This window comes from Staphylococcus sp. FSL W8-0271, assembly GCF_038006605.1.
In the GTDB taxonomy this organism is placed as follows: domain Bacteria; phylum Bacillota; class Bacilli; order Staphylococcales; family Staphylococcaceae; genus Staphylococcus; species Staphylococcus cohnii.
The window spans coordinates 359,951-381,369 of sequence record NZ_JBBOVM010000001.1; the positions used below are offsets into that span (position 1 = coordinate 359,951).

Below are 21,419 nucleotides of genomic sequence, written 5' to 3' on the forward strand. Positions count from 1 at the left end.
AATTGTTGGAAAGAGGTATGTTTATGAAAAAATCATCACAGTATTAGCTTCTACAACAGTGATTTTGGCTGGTTGTAGTGGCTCTGGCAGCCAATCTAAAGGCAAAACTTTAGATATAGAATTACCTTTGAAAACGACATCTATCGCACCATATGAAACAGATGTACCTGTGAAGGTAGGTGCTGCAGAATCATTATTTAAAGCGACAGCAGATGGTAAAGTTCAAAAGTTGCTAGTTAAATCTTACGGACAAACATCACCGACTCAATTAGATTTAACATTAAAAGATGATATTAAATTCCAAAATGGAAAAAAAGTGACAGGTGAAGCAGTTAAAGCCAGCTTGGAGAAAAGTATTCAAAAAAGTGATTTAGTCAAAGGTTCACTGCCAATCAAAGATATCAAAGTGGATGGACAAAAATTGCAAATCACAACAAAAACTGCATATCCTGAACTCATTTCAGAATTAGCTAGCCCATTCTCAGCTATTTATGATACTGAAGCTAAAGGAGATATCAATAAAACACCTGTAGGCACGGGTCCGTATCAAATTAAAGATTATAAGCAATCACAGAAAATTCAATTGGACCGAAATAAAGATTATTGGCAAGGCAAACCAAAACTAGACCGCATCAATGTTACATATCAAGAAGACGGCAATGCCCGCACGAGTGATTTAGATTCTGGAAAAGCAGATGTCATTACGGATGTACCTGTTGAAAAAGTTAAATCATTAAAAGAGAGTGATAAGACGAAAATTTCATCAATCTCTGGTTTCAGAACTGGATTATTATTATATAATCATACGAGTGATAAAATGACAAAGCAAGTGCGTGAAGCATTAGATAAAGTTATTGATCGTAAGCGTATTGTAGATCATGTTTCAAAAGGCTATGCAACACCAGCAACTGGACCATTCAACAATAAGCTCGACTTTATAGAAAATAAAGATGTGCAAAAACAAGATATTGCACAAGCTAAAAAATTAATGGAAGATGCAGGTTACAGTGAAGCACATCCATTAAAACTGACGATATCTACGTATAATGGACGTCCAGAATTACCTAAAATTGCACAAGTCATTCAGTCAGATGCTAAAAAAGCTAATATTGATATCCAATTACGTAATGTGGATGACATACAGGGTTATTTAAAAGATAAAGATCAGTGGGATGCCTCACTTTACAGTTTTGGTACAATTCCTAGAGGGGATACGGGTTATTTCTTTAACCAAGCTTACAAACCAAAAGGCGCAATTAATACAGGTGGTTATGATAATCATAAGGTCACAGCATTAATAGATGAGCTAAATAAAACAGTGAACAAAGAAGAACGTAATAACATTACGAATCAAATCATTAATATTACAAGTGATGACATCGCAAACAGTTATATTTCTTATAATGATAATATCGTTGGAATGAATAAGAATGTAGAGCATTTAACTTCAACACCAGAAGGTATTTATCTTATTGACTATAAGGTTGATAAAAAAGAATGATATTAAAACATATACTTTCTAAAATTGGACAAATGATCATTGTATTGTTTGTCCTTTCTACTATCACTTTTATATTAATGGAACTTACGCCTGGAGACCCTGTTGATAAAGTTTTGCACTTAGATGTAGCGAATGTTTCAAGCGAACAAATTGAAGCTACGAAAGAACGATTAGGACTCAATCAATCACCAGTAATGCAATATTTTCAATGGTTAGGTCAGATAATACAATTAAACTTCGGTACAAGTTATCAAACTGGAGAACCTGTGACTAAAGCATTGATTTTTTATACACCTCCAACGTTAATCATTGCAGTATTAACGATTGTTATCGTATTTCTAGTTGCTATTCCTTTAGGTATATTAGCAGCAAAACGATATCATACATGGATAGATACTTAGATAAGAATATTGACTTCATTTACTGTGAGTGTGCCTTCCTTTTTTTTAGGAACGATATTAATTTATATATTTGCACAACAATTAAATATACTTCCTTCATCAGGTTTAGATTCCATCGCTGGTTATATATTGCCTGTAATCGCATTAAGTATTGGCATGAGTGCATATTATGTAAGGTTAATGCGTTCGACTTTAGTTGAACTATATCAATCTAAAGAAGTAGAAGCGGCTAGACTAAGAGGAATGTCGGAGCACTACATCTTATGGAAAGACTTATTTAAGCCAGCTATTGTCCCTGTGATTACAGTATTAGGTATGTCTGTTGGTAGTTTGATTGGTGGTACGGTAGTGATTGAAAATTTATTTGGTATACCAGGTCTTGGTCACTTTCTTGTAGATAGTATTAGAGCGAGGGACTATCCAGTAGTACAAGGTGCTGTTATCATGATTGGATTCTTTGTGGTGTTAGCCAATACGATTAGTGATTTGTTACTTTTATGGCTCGATCCTAAACGTCGTTTTAACAAAATCAATGATACATTAAAACGTCAGGGCCAGGATGGTGATATTGAATGAGACATAAAAATAAAGGCAGTTTTATTTTTTATGTGTTTGGTATTTATGTATTGTTACTCATCGTAGCTCAATTTCTTATTTCAGCAGATAGTGCATTGGAGGTACATTTGAGTCATACACTAGAGCTTCCTAGTAGCACACATTGGCTAGGTACAGATGACTATGGTCGAGATTTACTAGCAAGGGTGATTGTCGGTGCAAGATATACATTAATCATCAGTTTAATCACTTTGTTGATTACCGTGATCATTGGTGTGCCATTGGGACTTTTAGCAGGTTATAAAAAAGGTTTCGTTGATACGATTATTATGCGTGTTATCGACATAGGATTAAGTATTCCAGAATTTGTGTTAATGATTGCTATGGCAAGCTTCTTTAAACCGAGTATATGGAATTTAGTGATAGCGATTACGATTATCAAATGGATGACTTACACACGACTCACACGTTCAATTGTCAGTAGTGAAATAAGCAAACCGTATATTCAAATGGCTAAGCTATTTAATGTACCGACCCATCGCATTATTTTAAAACATTTTTTTCCACAAGTGATGCCTTCTGTGATCGTTTTAATGACCGTAGATTTTGGGAAAATTATACTTTATATTTCTTCGCTATCATTCTTAGGTTTAGGTGCACAGCCACCTTCTCCAGAGTGGGGAGCAATGTTAAATGCAGGTAGAGATTATATCAGTTCATACCCATTGTTAATAATTGTACCCGCATTTTTAATCACAGTAACTATTTTATTATTTAATTTAACTGGTGATGCATTGAGAGATAGACTTTTAAAAAGAAAGCGTGATGCTGATGGCTAATAATAACCTTTTAGAAATTACAAACTTAACCATCACAGATACCGATGGCCAAAGGCTCGTAGACCACCTTGATTTAACTTTACGACAAAGTAAAGTGAATGTTTTGGTAGGTGAAAGTGGCTCTGGCAAGAGTTTAACTGCAAAAGCACTCGTACAACAAGTTCCTAGTATGTTGACGACACATTTTGATTCGTTAGTTTACAAAGGGCAATCAATTACTGGTGTAAGCAATTTACTAGGAAAAGAAATTGGATTTATATCTCAGGATTACACACATAGCTTTAATGATCACACAAAATTAGGCAAGCAATTAATTGCGATTTACAAAATGCATTATAAGGTAGATAAAACTACAGCTAAAAAGTTTGTGAAACAAGCACTTAGATGGGTGGATTTAGATTCAGAAGCAGTGATGACGCGTTATAGATTTAATTTATCAGGTGGTCAACTTGCTAGGGTTCAAATCGCCAGTGTATTAATGTTAAATCCAAGTGTTATTATTGCCGATGAACCTACAGCATCATTAGATGCAATTACTGGTTATAATGTGATGCATTTAATCAAGTACTTAGCGGAAGTCCATAAAGTGACCTTACTGATGATTACGCATAATTTGTCTCATGTGCTTGATTTTAGTGATTGGATTAGCATCATTCAACATGGCAAAGTCATAGATTTTAATCATGTTCAAGCATTTAAGGATGGCAATGTAAAACCATACAGTCTTAAATTGTTTGATGCGCGTAGTCAGTTAAGGAAGGATGACATAAATGATTAAGTTGCAACATATAAACTTTGCTTATAAAAATGCTCCTATTTTAAAAAATATTAATTTGACGATAGCTTCAAATGAAAAAGTTGGCATTGTTGGTGAAAGTGGTTCTGGTAAAACGACATTGGCTCATGTAATGTTAGGATTATTAACCAATTATCAAGGTCATTATTCAACACAAGGACTAAGTATGCTTCCGATATTTCAACATGCATACGATAGTTTTAATCCCAAATTCAAAATACAAACCGCATTAGAAGAACCATTACGATATTATAAAGGTTCACAATCAACAGCAGATATTCGCACAAATCTTAAATATTTAATGTCATATATGCATTTAGAAGAATCATTATTACAAAAGTTTCCAGACGAGTTAAGTGGTGGGCAGTTACAACGATTTAACACAATACGTACATTAATGTTAGCACCGGATATGTTAATCTGCGATGAAATAACTGCTAGTTTAGATGTGATAGCTGAACAGAGAATGATAAAAGTTTTGAAAGACTACCATGATCAAACAAACAAAGGCATTATTATGATTTCTCATGATATTGCATTTTTAAATCAATTTGTTGAGCGAATTGTTGTTATGAAAGATGGAGAAATTGTCGATGATTTTCCGATTGCGTATTTATTTTCTGAAGAACGCGCCCATTATACGAAAGCGCTACTTTCTATATATTAAGTTGAGTAATTATTCATGCACAATCAACAATTATTTGTGGTTCGTTCAATATAAATGAAGTATAATATATAATTAAGCTCAGTTTAAATTGTAAACAAATGAAAAGGGGATATTTAGGAATGAAAAAATTATTATTACCATTACTTGCACTTATTTTGGTATTAGCAGCATGTGGTAATCAATCTGATAATGAGTCATCAAAAAGTAAGAAAGAGACAAAGACGTATGTTCAAGATTCAGGGGACAAAGTAAAAATACCTAAAAAGCCAAAACGTATTGTCGTACTTGGTGCAACTTATGCAGGTGGTTTAAAACAACTTGATGGGAACATAGTAGGTGTAGCTAACATCGTGGATGATAGCAAAGTATTAAAGGATAAATTTAAAGACGTTAAAAAAGTAGACGCAGAGAATGTGGAAAGTGTCGCAAAATTAAAACCAGATTTAATTATTACTTATAATACTGATAAAAATTTAAAAAAATTAAATAAAATTGCGCCCACAATTGCTTTTGATTATTTGAAACATGACTACAAAGAGCAACATCAAGAACTAGGAAAAATAATAGGTAAAGAAAAACAAGCAAACGCATGGATTGATGAATGGGAGAAAAAGACAAAAAATGATGGTAAAACAATAAAAGAAGCTATTGGTGAAGATACAACTGTTTCAATTATAAAAGATTTTGATAAAAAAGTGTATGCGCTCGGTAAGACATACGGCCATGGTAGTGAAGTATTGTATGATGCATTTGGCTTAAAAATGCCAGAAAATGTTGAAAAAGCTACTGAGAAAAATGATTTAGCTGATATATCTGAAGAAGAAATTCCAGATATGGCAGGTGATTATGTCGTTACACCAGTCGCTAAAGGAACTCAATTATCTTTTGAAAATAAAGATTTATGGAAAAGTACTGAGGCTGTCAAAAATGGACACACAATTAAAGTGGATGAGGGCATTTATTGGTTAAATGATCCTTACTCATTAGAATATGAACGTAAAGATTTGAAAGAGCAATTATTGAAAAAGCAATAAACATAAATCGTGTTAACTTAACAAAATAAAACCATTTTAGTCACTATTAACAATTAAAACACTAATAAAATTGAATTTATTTTATTAGTATTAGTTGTTAGTACACTAAAATGGTTTTTTGTATTATGCTCAAGAAAAACATATTCTAATTATATGTTGTTGATGTATAAAAAAAGCAGGAATTGGAAGTATCTCGTCTTTAGTTCGACATTTTTATCCTTTAAACTATAAAGTACATACCGAAACTTATAGAATATTGAATAATATAACTTATAAAAGCAAAGTATTTATATAGGTAGTCGTATGAAAAAGTGCAACACTTGGAAATAATGTTTTTTACAACGTTATTTCAGAATTAATCAATAAAAATAACTTAAAGAAGTTTTCAAACGTATGATTAGTGGGGAGATATACAATGAAAAAAGAACAAAAAGTGGATAACTGGATTAAAATGACTAAATATATACATTATATTGAAGCGATGATTGAAAGAAAATTGAAAGAACAATATTTTCTAAGTATTAAAGAATTTTATGTATTATATGAAATTTATAAGTCAGAGCATAAAAAATACAAAATTAATGATTTGATTAAAGTGGTTGACTTAAGTCAAAGTGCAATGTCTAGACTTATTGTAAGAATGGAAAATACAGAGACGCCACTTGTATATAGACAAGAGTGTGTAGAAGATCAACGCGCTATGTACATTTACCTAACTGGTTATGGAGAAAACGTAACTCAAAAAGCACTAAATACTTACGAACAATTATTAAAGCAAGTTAATTTTAAGAGTATCAGCGCTTTGGCAAACATGGATGATAATGGCTAAAGTCTACTGTGATTGAAAACTAAAATAAGAATTTTAAAGCTTTATGCATTGCAATAGAAAATGATAAGTCATGTTTTTAAAAGTGATTTATGTTTTACTATAAGTGTGCAATACGTTGAAAAATTTGAAAAGGGAGCGGATGGCTAATGGAAATTAATGCAGCATGGCTCAATTTGCCAGTACAAGATTTGGAAGCTAGTGAAAAATTTTTGATACTATAGGGTTTGCAATCAAAAAACATAAAGACATGATGAATAAAATGCGAGGTATTCAAACGAAAGGTGGCCAAATCATTATGCTGATAGAAAAAAAACAATTTGAAAAAGTTTCTAGACTTTCGTCTATAGGTAACAATGAAACATTAGTATCACTTTCGGTTTCAACAAAACCAGAAGTTGATACGTTAGTTTCGTTGGTTGAACAAGCAGGCGGAAAAGTACTAGAAACAGGCACGGAACATGAGGGATATTACGGGGCTTTATTTAGTGATATAGATGGCCATTTATTCAATGTCATTGTGATGTAATGACTTATAACCCCATCTTTTAATGATTTGTACAGGAATGTAAGGTGTAACATTTGATAAAAGCAATAGCAGTAGATAAAGACGGTACTTTTTTTAAATCTGATAATACATTTGATGAAGCTTATTTCAATAAAATTTTTGAAAGCATGATGGAAAGAGATATAAAATTTATCATTGCAAGTGGTAATCAATATGCGCAATTACGTTCATTTTTTTCAGGTAAGGATCATCAGATAACGTATATCGCTGAAAATGGTGCAGTGACGTATCAAAATAACAAGTTAGAAGCAGCTGAATATTTTGATCAACAATTGGTATTTGACGTTTTAAATTTGATTATTAATCATTATCATATTGAAGATATTGTGTTAAGCGGAGTTAAAAGTGCCTATGTATTAGAAGATGTGAGTAATGACTTTTTATCATTTTTAAATAAATATTATTTTAATATAACGAAAGTCTCTGACTTTAAAAACATTGAGCAAGATGAATTTGTTAAGATTGCGCTCAGAATTAAAGATACATTACTTTTAGATGAAGTAATGAAAGGTTTGAAAGCACAATATGGTGAAGAAATAAAGCCAGTTACAAGTGGGAATGATAGTTTGGATTTAATTTTACCTAAAGTGAATAAAGGTGTGGCGATTAAAACACTTTTAGATAAATGGGAGATACAACCACAAGAATTGCTAGCTTTTGGAGATGCAAATAATGATATAGAAATGTTAGCTTTGACTCCATATAGTTATGCAATGGCTGAATGTAGTCCTGGAGTGGCTGATGTCGCAAATTACAGAGCGCCTTCCAATGATGAATCAGGTGTGCTACAAGTCATCGAGCGCTATTTAAAACAAGATAACGATACTACAAACTAAAATAACGACAAAAAACTCATTATTCCTTAATAGAATAATGAGTTTTTCAATGATGTTCAATTATTTTATAATAAGTACGGGAATATTTGCGCTATTAGCGATTTTATGAGTAACATTTCCCAGTACATTTTTTATGTCTGGTTTGGCCCGTTTATTACTCATAACGATGATATCATAGCTGTTTTCTTCGATTTCACTTAATATTTCTTGTTTAATATAGCCAGAACGAAACTTCACTTGAATTTTTAAGCCGAGTGATTCTAATTTTTCTACAAAAGGTGTTATCTCATTACCTTTTTCTTCAGCTAATTCTTCAAAATGTTTGCCATCATAGCGAACCGAAGTTTGTAAATCACCTTCAGGTATAACGTTGAAAATAGTAATTTTTGCATTGTCAACGCCGGTAGTTAAATTTTGTAATTCTTTAGGAACGTTATTAAAAGAATTATCAAAATCATATGCTAATAATATATTTTTATACATTGTAGCGCCCCCTTCGATAATTGTTTACCCTATATAATAAAAAATCATCATAATTTCACAATTAATATTTTACAATAAATAATTCGACTAGAAAAACTAAAATATTTTACGCATCTAATCCTATGATATCACCGATATGTTTGTATCCATTGCTTAGTAAATATTGTGCCAGCTGTTTGTTCATGGTTTTAGTTAATCCAGGGCCTTCAAATACGAGTGAACTATAAATTTGAACCAGCGATGCGCCATGACGTAACATTTTGATGACGTCATTCGCTTCGAAAATGCCACCAGTACCAATGATTAAAAACTGACCTTGCGTTTCTTTATAGGTATGTGCAATCAGTTTTAAATTTCGTTTAAATAAAGGTTTGCCACTTAACCCACCAGATTCTTTTTGATTAATGGAATGTAATTGTTCACGCTTTTGCGTAGTATTTGCTAAAATGATGCCATCAAACGTTTGTGTTATAGGTTTAAGCATTCGAGACAAATTTTCTGTACTAAGGTCAGATGTTAATTTTATAAAAAGAGGTACGTTAAGCTCATGTTGTGCTTTATAATTTTGTATAGCAGTACATAATTGAGAAAATTCATTTTTATCATGAAAACTTTGTAGGTTTTCCGTGTTAGGAGAACTGATGTTAACGGTAAAAAATGTAACGTCATTTTTAAATGTGTCTATGACTTTTATATAATCTTGGTAACGTGCTTCATATGGCGTTGCTTTATTTACTCCAACATTTAAGCCTATAGGCGTATGGTAACTATATTTTCTTAGATTACTCAACGCTTTATTCATACCTAAATTATTAAACCCCATACGATTGATTAGCGCGTGGTCTTCTACTAATCGATACATGCGTGGTTTAGGATTGCCAGGCTGTGGTTTAGGTGTTACGCCCCCTAATTCTAACGATCCAAGTCCAACTTTATCTAGTGCTTTAGGAACTTCACAAGATTTATCAAATCCCGCAGCTAATCCGATTGGATTTTCAAAATGTATACCTTTGATGCTTTGAGATAATATAGGATGTCTATAATGAAATATTTTTTCGAGTATTGGCAGCAATATAGTGTGCTTTTGAGGGATTTTAAGGGCATTAATAGTCATGCCGTGTGCTTTTTCAGGGTCTAATTGAAATAAAATAGGTTTAATTAACTTATACATGTTGTAATCGCTCCATTTGTTTAAATTAGTAGTAGATGAAAATATATGTCTTTAATAGACTAGCATTTTAGTATTCATATGCCTAGTATAAATAAGAAATATTAATATAACCTTCAAATTATTAGAGAAGAAACTGATTTTGATTAAATTTTAAATAAAACGGTAATAGTACAATGATGTGATGGAATAATGGAGGGATATTTTTATGAAAAAACAATGGCAATCACAATTACCATTAGACAATATACAGTCTATTGCACCAGTAAGCGGTGGAGACGTTAACGAAGCCTATCGCGTAGAAACATCTCAAAAGCCATATTTTTTATTAATACAACGTCAGAGAAGTAAAGCCTTTTTTGATGCCGAAGTTGCTGGCCTTAATTTATTTGAAAAAGCTGGAATTACTGCGCCAATAGTCATAGATAGTGGTGAAATCGATGGAGATGCCTATCTTTTGCTAAGTTTTTTAAATGAAGGAAACCAAGGTAGCCAAGCTGAACTTGGAGAATTGGTAGCTAAAATGCATCAACAACAGCAGCCAGATGGCAAGTTTGGTTTTGATTTACCTTATGAGGGTGGTGATGTATCATTCGACAATGATTGGTCTGATAGTTGGACGACCATATTTGTTGAACGTCGTTTAGATCATTTAAAAGATAGATTGGTAGATCAAGGTTTATGGATAGAGGAAGATGTACAAACTTATCATAGAGTGCGGGAAGTCATTGTAAGTGCATTGAGTGACCATACAAGTAAACCCTCATTATTGCACGGTGATTTGTGGGGTGGTAATTATATGTTTTTAGAAAATGGTCAACCTGCATTGTTTGATCCGGCACCACTATATGGTGATAGAGAATTTGATTTAGGTATAACTACTGTGTTTGGTGGCTTTACTCAAACTTTTTATGATTCCTATAATAAGCATTATCCTTTAAGTAAAGGTGCCAATGAAAGACTAGAATTTTATCGTTTGTATTTATTAATGGTGCATTTACTGAAATTTGGCAGTATGTATGCAGGCAGTGTAGATCGATCCATGGAAAAGATATTAAATAGTTAAACGTAGAAAAGATGCTTCTATGTTGTTATATAGTTATGTTACACATTGCTTTCATTACTAATATTTCAGCTTAAAAGTGTGTTAGAAAGCATCAACTCTTTAAAATGAAAAGATAAGTATAAAATATAATGAACAGAGTTATTAACACGTTTCAATTTAATAGTTATAGAGAAACCCGTCAAGTATCAGTTGCTTGACGGGTTTCTTATTAATCTAAATTTAGTGTGCCCATTTCTTCACGCAATTTATAAACTTTATCAGGTGTAACATCTTCACCTAAAGGATCTACAACTTTCAAAGTAGAAAATGTGTTAACGACTTGGCCGCGAATCATTTGAAGATATTCTTGTCTTAACACGTGTTGCTCTTGTTTTTCTTCTACAGTCAAAGTTTGCACTTTTTCTTTGTTTGCTAATTGGTTAATTCTATCTAGTAGTTTCATAAATTTTGTCCTCCTGTAAATGTCGAGGTGGAAAGTGTGGAATAATTTCATTACCTACCTCTGTTAATATTTCTTTATAAGTTCTGTCGTTGGTTATAAACTGTAACATGATATGATTGGTTCCGATACGTTCATATGCTTTTAGGATGTTTAACAAAGTGTTTCTTCCTAGGCGATAACCACCTTTAATCGGCTTTACAAGTTCATTCGGATTAACTGATAAATCAATTACCAAAGGATGCATAAAGGGTTTGAATGTATCATTTTGATGCCATTGCTGTAATAAAGCTTTTTGTTGTTGGAAAGGTTGAGGATAAAATAACCAACCATCCACATGTGTTTTTAACCAATCAATATGTTGTTTGGCGTATCCTGTTGCGAACATAGGAATATGCTTATGCTTTGGTAATACTTGTAAGCCAGAATCTTCGTACAGTTCAAATAAAGTATTTGACGTTTGTGGTGATGATGATTGCCATAATTCTTTTAAAGATGACACAGCTGATCGAAAATGTTGACTTAGATCATTTGGATTGATTTTAAAAGTTGGAAATTCAAATTGACGATCTCCAGTAGAAATCCCTAATAATAATCGCTCGTTTGATATTAAATCAAGAGAGGTAGATGCTTTAGCTATATGCACAGGATGACGTAATGTCGCAACAATACTAGATGTTCCGAGAGCGATTTTTGATGTGTTAGCAGCGATGAAAGTTAAAAACACAAACGGATCGTAGTTTGTCGTTACATTACCAAGGTGCGGACTATATAAAGGATTATCTCGCGCAAATAAGCTTGTGAATCCAAGTTTTTCAGCATATTGAACTAATGCTATTTGTTGATCAATTGGCAATGCGATATTTTCAGAATCATCAAAGGGTGACATTAATCCTAAGGTTAAATGTTCCTGTTGAAAAGTTCTTTGAAAACCACTGTGTGTCTGAATTGTTGTCACGTCTATCCCTCCTCTTCAATTAAATTAAACAACGACTGTAAACTAAGTAACACTTGTTGTTTAGATAGATTATATGGCATGAGTTATTATAATGCAAACAACATGTTTATAAATTCATTGCATAAGCGACAAAGTGAGCAATATGTTGTTTAAATCACATAATTAATATACTAAGTAATAATTGATTAAAATCTTAAAATTCTGTAAATTTAAAAAGTAATATTTTTAATAGGAGGTAGGTTTTGTTGAAAAACATATTAGTCAGCATCATTATTGGCACACTATTATTTTTATCAAGCGCTATCAATGCTGAGGTACAAGCACAAAATCAAAATGATACTATGAAAAGTTCGCAACAGGCTAATGAGAGCAATCAAGTAGGTACTGCCACACCAAGAGTCATGTTACCAGGTGAAAATAGACATCAAATTGAAAATACTCAATCTAGTCATTACCAATCCATCGGCTACATAGAAAAAGGAGAAACAATCGCTACTGGTGTGGTTGTTGGTAAAAATACAGTATTGACGAATAAGCATGTAGTAAATAACGGTGATGGAAAGCTATCATTTGCGCCTGCTGCTGAAAACGAAAAGAGTTTTCCGTATGGTACATTTACAGAAAAAGAAGTGGTAGCCTATCCTGGAGATGCTGACTTAGTACTAGTTCATTTTAATAAAAACAATGAAGGGCAATCAGTTGGAGATGTTGTGACACCTGCCACAATTGGTGAAACTAGTACTGTGTCTAGTAATGATCCAATAACAGTTACAGGTTATCCAGGTGACAAACCTTTAGCAACGATGTGGGAAAGCTCGGGTAAAGTCATAAGTAACAATGACAGTATATTAACATATAGTGCCAGCACATTTGGCGGAAATTCAGGCTCACCTGTCTTTAATGCAAATAATGAATTAATCGGTCTACATTATGGTGGTATAGAAGGAGAAAGCAATAATGCAGTAGCGATTACAGGCGAAGTATTACAATTTATCAATGAACACAATGTTTAAGCATGTATTTTACTTAAATAGATCAATCCCCTCGTTAAAAAAGTTTCGATAACTTAAGCTTTAACGAGGGGTAATGTGAATGATTATAGAATAACTATTTTCATCGTCAAACTCACTGTGCAAATTACTTTTGATTTGAAAGTTGGGATGTAATGAAAGGTAATGACTTGTTGATGTATGATTCAGCAGGTAAATTACTCGAATGGAACCAATGTTTAGCAATGCCGTATAATCCCCATGATAGAAATCGTGCACTTGTAGCAAGAGTCTCTCTATCTATATCTTTGTGTTCATCAGACATTAATTTTAAGAAAATATCTTCTAATTCTTCTTTAACTCTTTTCTCGACAATTTCCCCATATGCTTCACTATTTAGACGGCACTCCTCATGAGTATCTTGGATATAACTAGTAATTGTAATAAAACATTGGCACAGTGCTTTTTCATTTAATTCTGCAACCATATTGAGCGATTGATTTAAATTTTTTAAGATTGTTTCGGACAATGTATAATCCATGATGTCATATTTATCGTAAAAATGAGCATAAAAGGTAGCACGATTGACAGTGGCACGTTCGGTAATATCTTTAACCGTAATTGACACTAACTTTTTTTCTTTTGCAATTTCACGAAAAGCGTTCATTAATAATTTTTTAGTTCTTATAATACGGGGATCTATATGAGTATGAGTCAATTAATTACACCTCTATATTTGTTATTATCATTAGACAAATTATCTTGCTTTACGAACAAGTTGTCAATAAACATAACTGGATTTGATTTTATTTCAATTCTATTTTACTGTCATTTATTTTACTATTTAAAAAACAATAAATGATGATACCTAAAATAATGATCATAATACCAACAATACTTAAAAAATTTGGTAACGCTAAGCCTAAAAGTAACATTTCGCCAATTAGTGTAAAAACGATTTCCATCGCTTGTGTCGCTTCAACAGCAGCTAACTTAGTTTGGTTATGTTTCACTATATTCGTTGCATAGAAGAATAATGTTGTTGCTATGATACCAGAGAAAATCGCAACTAAAAAGGTTTGCGTGATTTGATCTGAAGAGGGTAGCCCCTGAGTAGCTACTCCAATCAGAAAAATGATCAACCATAATGGTAAGGTAACTAAGGTCATGCCATATATCCGTTCGATCGTATTTAAATCGTTGCCAACAAGCACCATCATTTTACGATTACCTAAGGGGTAACAAAATGCTGCAATCATCAACGGTATGACAGATAATAGGAAAATATGTAATTCTATATTCGAAATGTGTGGAATTTGTACAATGATAACCCCTAATATCATAATGCTAGATGTAGTTAGTGAACGCCATGGTATACGTTCTCTCATTGATTGTCCTAGTTGTATATATGTGTAGAAAAATGGAGCTGTAAAAAGGCCGCAAATAATGGTTAATTGCCATGTCGCAGAAATAAGCCAACCTGGGCTATAATTTGATACAAAAGTTATGGGTACATAAAAAAAGACAAAACCAAGTGAACTCCACAATAACCACCTGGAAAAATTTTGCTTAATATGCAATAAAATAATATGATGACGACCTTTACGGTTCCAAATAACCATCATTAACAAAAAAGGGAACATAAAGATAAAGCGTAGTGACGCACTAAAAAGCCAACTGCCACCTTCGCTAGACATCGCATGATTTAGTATGAATGTAATAGAAAAAAAAGAAAGCAGCTAATATACCAATTAAAATTGCTCGCATTTAAGACCACCTCAAGTTGTGTAATGATACTAACTTACCAGTATTTTTAATTGGAGCAAACACAATTCATGCAAAAAATGTGATATTTCTATAAAAATATGTGAATTTTCGGAAAATAAAAAGCGGAACTAGTAGAAAAGTAGTATGATTGTTTTAACAGTAGTATAAAAAATAAATCTTAATAAATGAAGCAATGCCGTTGTAATTAGGGTAGTGATGCTGAATGATAAAATATTTACTACAAAACAATACTCATATTAAATTGATTTAATTCATATTTAATATACATAAGATGATTGGAGTGTGTTAAATGACTAAAAAGATAATCATGGATTGTGATCCAGGTCATGATGATGCGATAGCTTTAATTCTAGCAGGTGCGAAATATAGTACACTTGATATATTAGCCGTGACCACTGTAGCAGGAAACCAAGCAGTTGAAAAAAACACCAAAAATGCACTTAATGTATTAGAAGTTATGGGAAAACGAGATATCGAAGTATCTGTAGGTGCTTCGCGACCACTAATAAAACCTGCTTCTTTCGCTTCGGAAATTCACGGGGATTCGGGATTAGATGGACCTAAATTACCTGAAGTGCCATCGTTGAAACCAACTCAATATCACGCTGCAGATGTAATTATTAAGACATTAAAACAAAGCGCTGATCCTGTAACAATTGTTGCAACAGGTCCACTTACAAATGTTGCGACTGCATTAATCAAAGACCCTAGTATTGCTCAATCAATTGATTCTATTACAATTATGGGAGGCGGTACTTTCGGGAATTGGACGCCTACCGCTGAATTTAATATTTGGGTGGATGCAGAAGCTGCTAAACGAGTATTTGAAAGTGGGATAAACATAAATGTTTTTGGGTTAGATGTGACTCATCAGGTCTTAGCAACAGATGAAGTAATTCAAAGATTTAGTAGCATTGATAATAAAATATCTCAATTTGTTATTGAACTACTAGAATTTTTCAAATCTACTTATAAAACACATTTTAATATGGATGGGGGTCCTATTCATGATGCGTGTACAATTTTATACTTATTGCAACCTGACTTATTTACTATGCAGCAGACACACATCGACATAGAACATCAAAGTTCGCTCACTTACGGTACAATGTCAGTCGACTTAAATAATGTCACAAACAAAGAAAAAAATGCATATTTTGCTACGGCTGTAGATGTTGAACGTGTTTGGACATTGATGGAACATATGTTGAAAAGTTATAACGTGTAAGCTAAATTATGGATAGCCATTGTTCTCTAAATTTTGAAAATATTGATTTGTAACATTTGTAAGAGTTTAGGGATGAATTTTTTGAATTCTGTTAATACGATTAAAGAAAAGTATGGAATATAAGTATCTGTCACTAATAATAAACGTCAATTTCTAGCGCAGCAATATAGAAATTGGCGTTTTTTGTGTGTGAATGATATCAAATTTTCGTGTTTGAATTGAGTAAGTATGTATTGCTAAAGTTGTTTTAATATTTTCATTACAGTTATTTAATACGAAAGTATGAGATGATTTTAAGTTGAATAATTAGCAAAATACAGATAAAAGCATTTATTATGATATTAATATCATAATTTAAAAGGTGAATCGGATAGTGAAAAATACATTTAAAACGATATTATTATTAGTTATTATATTAGTACCGTTAATACTATTATTAACAAATATAGATACTGTACAACGATATGTAAGAGAAAATTTAGTACAACAAAATGATGGAAATAAAGATAGTGGAAAGACAGATAGAAGCATTTTTAATATAAGTAGAGAGACTGAATCTTTTGGTGATTATAAATATAATGACTTCGACGGTAAACACTATGGCATTGATTATGGCATAGCTAAAAACACGCCAGTAACTGCAGCGACAGATGGTAAAGTAACCAGAACTTTTGAAAATGAATTAGGTGGCAAAGTAGTGCAGATTGTGGAAGAAGATGGTGTACATCATCAATGGTATATGCATTTAAATGAATTTAAGGTGGAACCTGGTGAAAAAGTTAAAGCTGGAAAAATCATTGCACTTTCTGGTAATACTGGTTCTCAAACTTCAGGGCCGCATTTACATTTCCAAAGAATGAAGGGTGGCGTTGGAAATGAATATGCGGAAAACCCTAGAAAATTTATAGAATCGTTACCTAATGGTGAAGAGAGTCTGTATAAGAAATAATTGTTGAGAAAATGTATTATTCTATCCGCGCTTTATCCTAATAATACGATGTTACCGTAGTGATAGCGTAGCGTAATATAGAATGATTTGAGTTATAATTAAAATATTAAGCTCAACGTATTACGAAGATGATTCGTCTAAAAGTGAATCAATAGAGTCGTAATTTAATAAATTTTGATGAATTGCTTCCCATAAATAAAACGCCCCATATGAGGCATATGGATGCCATCGTTGTGCACATAGAGTGAGCTGTTTTTTTCTTTCAGCTTTTGAAGTTTGATAAAGCCATTGAGCAGCTCTCTGTAAACCTACATCAAAAATAGGCAGTATATTGTCACGTTTTAAGGTAAATATTAAAAATATTTCTGATGTCCAACGACCAATACCTTTGACCTGTGTTAAAACTTGCTTTACAGATTCATCATCTAATTCATGTAAATGAGTAAAATCAAGTTTGTTTTGCTCTATATGCGCTAGCAAATTTTGAATATAGTTTATTTTAGTTTTAGAAAGACCTATGTGTTTCATTTGTGCTTCAGATAAATTTACCACCGATGCAACAGTCCATTGATTGTGGATTGCTTCCGAAAATCTTTGGAAAATTGCTGAAGCAGCAGTATTTGTAATTTGCTGACCAATGATAGAACGAATTAATGACTTTAGCAGATTAGCGCGCAGTGTTATTTCTACATTGCCGATTTGTCTTATAAGTTTTGCAAGGGTCTCGTCTTGGTGCATGAGTGTCTGCACAGGTGAATCATTTATGTCGATATGCCATTGAGCCATCATATTCACACCTTATTGTAATAATTGTTGTAGCACAACTGCTTGATTATGTTTTTCATCTTTTGCACCATAAAGCAAAATGACATCTTGTTTACTGTTAGCAACAATATCTTTCAATTCATTAAAAGCTTCTTTTTGATCGTTATTTTCACGCAATTCTTTCTCGTATTTTTCTTTAAATGCAGCGTAAAGTTGAGGATCGTGATTAAACCATTTTCTTAATTCAGATGTTGGTGCAATGTTTTTTAGCCAATGATCCAAGTTAGCTTGGTCTTTTGAGATGCCTCGTGGCCAAACGCGGTCTACAAGTACACGTACGCCTTCTTTAAGTGGTTTTTCATAAATGCGTTGTATTTGAATAGTCATAAAAAGCTCCTTTACTCTTAATACTTCCAATTATTTTTCTATAGCCTAAAATGTAATATTAAAAACATTAGAAATCATATATTTTAACTTAAAGGGTATAAATAAATATAATGTTGAAAAGGAGATTTTAATATGACAAATTTTAATCAAGTTCAACCACCTGAACAATTTAAATATCGTAGTAATGCAGTACTTATTAAAAATTATTATGAATTTACTTGTGATAATCGCATATATTTTAGTCAAAAAGCACACAAAGATTTAGCCAATCAACACTATAAGTTCAATATTGAAATTTTATCTAAAATAAACGATGCTGGATTGGCATTAGATTTTAATGAAGTCGATAAAATATATAATAAACAAATCGCAACTTATTTGGATGGTCAACTGGTTAATGAAACATTACCATCTATGAATACAACAGCCGAAAACATTGCCTTTTGGATATGGGAACAATTTGAGCAACACTTACCAGAAAAAAACACACTTCAAAAGTTAGAATTTTTTGAGAATGCAACGCAAGGTCTCGTATTGACGCGTGAATTAATGGAAGCAAAATAAAGTAGTTTTAACAATAATATTTAGCAAACAAGCGGTACGTATAGAACATAACAATTACTTTCGACGTTATTGTTAAATATTATTTTAAAAAGCAACGAAAGTATATGGATAGATAAGTTCATTAAAAAGAAATGGACGTCTATCCGTTTTTTGTGCAATTTTTGCGTTTAGTAGACATAAAGAATGAATTGGAAATTGTAATGATATGATTAACTGTATTTTTATAGAGAGTGTACAAAAATAAATATTCTGAAAATTGCGATAATATGGTATATTTTATTTATTACAACATAGGAGGCACACAATGATCAAAGTAAGTCCGAAACAATTTATTAATAATGTATTATCTGGCGTAGCAATTGCAATTGTTGCTGGGCTCATACCTAATGCTATTTTAGGGGAGGTATTTAAACTTTTAGCGCCGAAATATGCCGTTTTTGAATCTTTACTACAGGTTGTTTTAGGTATTCAATTTACAGTTCCACTATTGGTAGGAGCTTTGATTGCAATGCGCTTTAGCTTAACACCATTAGCGACTGCTGTAGTTGCTAGTGCGGCTTTTGTCGGAAGTGGTATTGCACAATTTAAAGATGGTGTATGGGTACTTGCCGGCGTGGGAGATTTGATTAATACAATGATAACAGCAGCAGTTGCGGTATTTTTAATATTGCTAATCGGTGAACGTTTTGGTAGTCTGACATTGATTATTTTACCGACAATTGTTGGTGTTATTTCAGGATTGATTGGTTTGACGTTATTGCCATACATACAATTAATTACGACTGGTATTGGTAACTTAGTTAATACGTTTACAGAATTACAACCCATAATTATGTCAATGCTTATTGCACTTGTCTTTAGTTTTATAATCATTTCACCAATTTCTACAGTGGCGACAGCACTTGCCATTGGTATTAGTGGTTTAGCAGCAGGTTCAGCCTCATTAGGCATTGTAGCATGTGAAGGTGTTCTCGTCGCAGGTACGATGAAAATCAATAGATCAGGCGTACCTATTACAATATTTTTAGGTGGTGTTAAAATGATGATTCCCAATATGGTTCGACACCCTATCATTTTATTACCCATCTTCACCAATGCGATTATCACTGGATTTTTTGGTGCTTTATTAGGTATTGCTGGTACCAAGGAATCTGCTAGTTTTGGTATTATTGGGTTGGTAGGCCCCATCAGCGCATTTAAACACATGGAAGCACCATTACTAATTAATCTATTATATGTATTTATTGCATTTTTTGTCGTGCCGTTTATGATAGGTTTCTTAATTCATATATTCTATATGAAAGTTTTGAAATTATATGATAAAGAAGTGTTTAAGTTCCTAGCATAAAATAAGCAAAGATATAGATTTGCTTATTGTAATATATTAAAAAATGCACATTATCAATATATAAGTAAAAAGATTAAAAAGGCCTCAAATCAAAGGCCTTTTTAATTTTGTACAAAATAATTTGCAAGTATGACCCCAATATATAAATAATATATCGAAATATATTATTACAGTTATGTAACAATAAGATTGTTTGTAATTTTTCAGATTATATAAAAAATAAAGCAATTCAAGAGATATCATTCTTTAATATCAACAATTATAAATCATAAAAGTGAAATTGATTATTTGAGAATGTTGTATAAAGCAATTACAAAAGATTGCAATGTTACAAATCAGAATGCTTTTTGTAAAGTTTTGTTATGTAAGTGTAATATAATTGATAAAAATATATGGTATATTAACTATGGTCAAAAAACAAAACATAAAATTTAAAGAATTTTAGCAAATACGACAAAAAAATTATCGAAAATATATTTTATTAAAATTAAATTTGGAGGATTTATTTTATTATGAAAAAATCAATTTTAGCTTCATCATTAGCAGTAGCATTAGGCGTAACAGGATATGCAGCAGCATCTGACAACAATCAAGCTCACGCTTCAGAACAAAACATCGACAAAGCACATTTAGCAGAATTAGCATTAAATGGTTCAGCTGAATTAGATCAAAAACCATTACATGCTGGTGCATATAACTACAATTTTGTACTAGGTGGTAACGAGTTTACTTTTACATCTGACGGTAACACATGGTCATGGGAATACCATGCAGTTGGTGCGCAAGCTTCAACACCTAATACTACACAAGATGTAAGCTCAGAAGTAAGTGTCAATACAAATGAAAAATCAGCAAGTGACGTACGTTCACAACAATCATATACTGCTCCAGCAGCAGTAGAAGCACCAAAAGCTTCAGCAACTACAAATGTTAAAACAGCACAAACAAGTGCAGCTACACAAACATATAAAGCAGCTCAAGCATCTGCAGCTTCAACTGGTGGATCAGTTAAAGCACAATTCTTAGCTGCTGGTGGATCAGAAGCTATGTGGAATTCAATTGTAATGCCTGAATCAAGTGGTAATCCAAATGCGGTTAACCCAGCAGGGTATAGAGGCTTAGGTCAAACTAAGGAATCATGGGGTACTGGTTCAGTAGCTGATCAAACTAAAGGTATGTTAAACTACGCTAAACAACGTTACGGTTCTGAAGCAGCAGCGTTAGAATTCCGTAAAAACCACGGTTGGTGGTAAAATCTATAGCA

The 21,419-nt window shown here is 32.5% G+C and carries 23 protein-coding genes and 1 pseudogene; 16 read left to right on the forward strand and 8 right to left on the reverse strand.

Annotated elements, in window-relative coordinates:
* Positions 1-31: 31 nt before the first annotated feature.
* From nikA to NST87_RS01750, 9 genes and pseudogenes are all read left to right on the forward strand, one after another.
* Positions 32-1,501: a nickel ABC transporter substrate-binding protein gene (gene nikA, locus NST87_RS01710; RefSeq protein ID WP_390325927.1), complete on the forward strand. Its 1,470-nt coding sequence runs from the start codon at positions 32-34 to the stop codon at positions 1,499-1,501.
* Positions 1,498-2,478: pseudogene (nikB, locus tag NST87_RS01715) on the forward strand (nickel ABC transporter permease). The gene nikA and the pseudogene nikB overlap by 4 nt, the downstream one beginning before the upstream one ends.
* The gene (nikC, locus tag NST87_RS01720) at positions 2,475-3,296 is read left to right on the forward strand and encodes a nickel transporter permease (protein ID WP_019469962.1); all 822 of its coding nucleotides are present in this window, start codon (positions 2,475-2,477) and stop codon (positions 3,294-3,296) included. The pseudogene nikB and the gene nikC overlap by 4 nt, the downstream one beginning before the upstream one ends.
* Positions 3,289-4,074, forward strand: coding sequence for an ATP-binding cassette domain-containing protein (locus tag NST87_RS01725; RefSeq protein ID WP_019469963.1), 786 nt, complete (start codon positions 3,289-3,291; stop codon positions 4,072-4,074). The genes nikC and NST87_RS01725 overlap by 8 nt, the downstream gene beginning before the upstream one ends.
* Positions 4,067-4,759 (forward strand): ABC transporter ATP-binding protein, encoded by a 693-nt coding sequence (locus tag NST87_RS01730; protein WP_019469964.1) that lies wholly within the window; start codon positions 4,067-4,069, stop codon positions 4,757-4,759. The genes NST87_RS01725 and NST87_RS01730 overlap by 8 nt, the downstream gene beginning before the upstream one ends.
* 119 nt (positions 4,760-4,878) lie before the next feature.
* Positions 4,879-5,793 carry an ABC transporter substrate-binding protein gene (locus NST87_RS01735; RefSeq protein ID WP_019469965.1) on the forward strand — a complete coding sequence of 305 codons (915 nt, stop codon included), beginning with the start codon at positions 4,879-4,881 and terminating at the stop codon, positions 5,791-5,793.
* 415 nt (positions 5,794-6,208) lie between these two features.
* Positions 6,209-6,622 (forward strand): MarR family winged helix-turn-helix transcriptional regulator, encoded by a 414-nt coding sequence (locus NST87_RS01740; protein WP_019469966.1) that lies wholly within the window; start codon positions 6,209-6,211, stop codon positions 6,620-6,622.
* 295 nt (positions 6,623-6,917) lie between these two features.
* Positions 6,918-7,148: a VOC family protein gene (locus NST87_RS01745; protein ID WP_233433248.1), complete on the forward strand. Its 231-nt coding sequence runs from the start codon at positions 6,918-6,920 to the stop codon at positions 7,146-7,148.
* 53 nt (positions 7,149-7,201) lie between these two features.
* Positions 7,202-8,023, forward strand: a complete 822-nt coding sequence (locus NST87_RS01750; protein ID WP_064263738.1) for a Cof-type HAD-IIB family hydrolase — start codon at positions 7,202-7,204, stop codon at positions 8,021-8,023.
* Between the two features lie 60 nt (positions 8,024-8,083).
* On the opposite strand, the gene NST87_RS01755 is transcribed toward NST87_RS01750, so the two are convergent.
* Positions 8,084-8,506: a universal stress protein gene (locus tag NST87_RS01755; protein WP_019469969.1), complete on the reverse strand. Its 423-nt coding sequence runs from the start codon at positions 8,504-8,506 to the stop codon at positions 8,084-8,086.
* Between the two features lie 106 nt (positions 8,507-8,612).
* A complete protein-coding gene (locus NST87_RS01760; protein WP_019469970.1) occupies positions 8,613-9,677 on the reverse strand; it encodes a quinone-dependent dihydroorotate dehydrogenase in 1,065 nt (354 codons plus the stop codon).
* Positions 9,678-9,882: 205 nt separating this feature from the next.
* On the opposite strand from NST87_RS01760, the gene NST87_RS01765 reads away from it, so the two are divergent.
* Positions 9,883-10,740 carry a fructosamine kinase family protein gene (locus tag NST87_RS01765; protein ID WP_019469971.1) on the forward strand — a complete coding sequence of 286 codons (858 nt, stop codon included), beginning with the start codon at positions 9,883-9,885 and terminating at the stop codon, positions 10,738-10,740.
* Between the two features lie 208 nt (positions 10,741-10,948).
* On the opposite strand, the gene NST87_RS01770 is transcribed toward NST87_RS01765, so the two are convergent.
* A complete protein-coding gene (locus NST87_RS01770; RefSeq protein ID WP_019469972.1) occupies positions 10,949-11,182 on the reverse strand; it encodes a DUF896 domain-containing protein in 234 nt (77 codons plus the stop codon).
* On the reverse strand, positions 11,166-12,137 hold the full coding sequence (locus tag NST87_RS01775; protein ID WP_019469973.1) for an LLM class oxidoreductase: 972 nt from the start codon (positions 12,135-12,137) through the stop codon (positions 11,166-11,168). Before NST87_RS01775 ends, NST87_RS01770 begins: the two co-directional genes overlap by 17 nt.
* Before the next feature lie 245 nt (positions 12,138-12,382).
* Here NST87_RS01775 and NST87_RS01780 point away from each other — a divergent pair, with 245 nt between their 5' ends.
* Positions 12,383-13,150: a trypsin-like serine peptidase gene (locus NST87_RS01780; RefSeq protein WP_019469974.1), complete on the forward strand. Its 768-nt coding sequence runs from the start codon at positions 12,383-12,385 to the stop codon at positions 13,148-13,150.
* Between the two features lie 124 nt (positions 13,151-13,274).
* Here NST87_RS01780 and NST87_RS01785 read toward each other — a convergent pair whose 3' ends face one another.
* Both NST87_RS01785 and NST87_RS01790 read right to left on the reverse strand, forming a co-directional pair.
* The gene (locus tag NST87_RS01785) at positions 13,275-13,844 is read right to left on the reverse strand and encodes a TetR/AcrR family transcriptional regulator (protein ID WP_019469975.1); all 570 of its coding nucleotides are present in this window, start codon (positions 13,842-13,844) and stop codon (positions 13,275-13,277) included.
* A gap of 88 nt (positions 13,845-13,932) precedes the next feature.
* Complete coding sequence (locus NST87_RS01790; RefSeq protein WP_340721258.1) at positions 13,933-14,823, reverse strand: DMT family transporter; 891 nt, start codon at positions 14,821-14,823, stop codon at positions 13,933-13,935.
* A 380-nt stretch (positions 14,824-15,203) separates the two neighbouring features.
* Between NST87_RS01790 and NST87_RS01795 the strand changes: the two genes are divergently transcribed.
* Both NST87_RS01795 and NST87_RS01800 read left to right on the forward strand, forming a co-directional pair.
* On the forward strand, positions 15,204-16,142 hold the full coding sequence (locus NST87_RS01795) for a nucleoside hydrolase (protein WP_340721259.1): 939 nt from the start codon (positions 15,204-15,206) through the stop codon (positions 16,140-16,142).
* A 373-nt stretch (positions 16,143-16,515) separates the two neighbouring features.
* Positions 16,516-17,091, forward strand: a complete 576-nt coding sequence (locus tag NST87_RS01800) for a M23 family metallopeptidase (RefSeq protein ID WP_019469978.1) — start codon at positions 16,516-16,518, stop codon at positions 17,089-17,091.
* A gap of 120 nt (positions 17,092-17,211) precedes the next feature.
* On the opposite strand, the gene NST87_RS01805 is transcribed toward NST87_RS01800, so the two are convergent.
* Both NST87_RS01805 and NST87_RS01810 read right to left on the reverse strand, forming a co-directional pair.
* Positions 17,212-17,877, reverse strand: coding sequence for a DNA-3-methyladenine glycosylase family protein (locus NST87_RS01805; protein WP_019469979.1), 666 nt, complete (start codon positions 17,875-17,877; stop codon positions 17,212-17,214).
* Between the two features lie 12 nt (positions 17,878-17,889).
* A complete protein-coding gene (locus NST87_RS01810) occupies positions 17,890-18,243 on the reverse strand; it encodes a DUF488 domain-containing protein (protein WP_019469980.1) in 354 nt (117 codons plus the stop codon).
* Positions 18,244-18,375: 132 nt separating this feature from the next.
* Between NST87_RS01810 and NST87_RS01815 the strand changes: the two genes are divergently transcribed.
* The 3 genes from NST87_RS01815 (at position 18,376) to NST87_RS01825 (ending at position 21,408) form a co-directional block, all read left to right on the forward strand.
* The gene (locus NST87_RS01815; RefSeq protein WP_019469981.1) at positions 18,376-18,807 is read left to right on the forward strand and encodes a 6-carboxytetrahydropterin synthase; all 432 of its coding nucleotides are present in this window, start codon (positions 18,376-18,378) and stop codon (positions 18,805-18,807) included.
* 304 nt (positions 18,808-19,111) lie between these two features.
* Positions 19,112-20,155, forward strand: a complete 1,044-nt coding sequence (locus NST87_RS01820) for a PTS transporter subunit IIC (RefSeq protein WP_340721260.1) — start codon at positions 19,112-19,114, stop codon at positions 20,153-20,155.
* Positions 20,156-20,667: 512 nt separating this feature from the next.
* The gene (locus NST87_RS01825) at positions 20,668-21,408 is read left to right on the forward strand and encodes a hypothetical protein (protein WP_019469983.1); all 741 of its coding nucleotides are present in this window, start codon (positions 20,668-20,670) and stop codon (positions 21,406-21,408) included.
* The last annotated feature ends 11 nt before the right edge of the window (positions 21,409-21,419 follow it).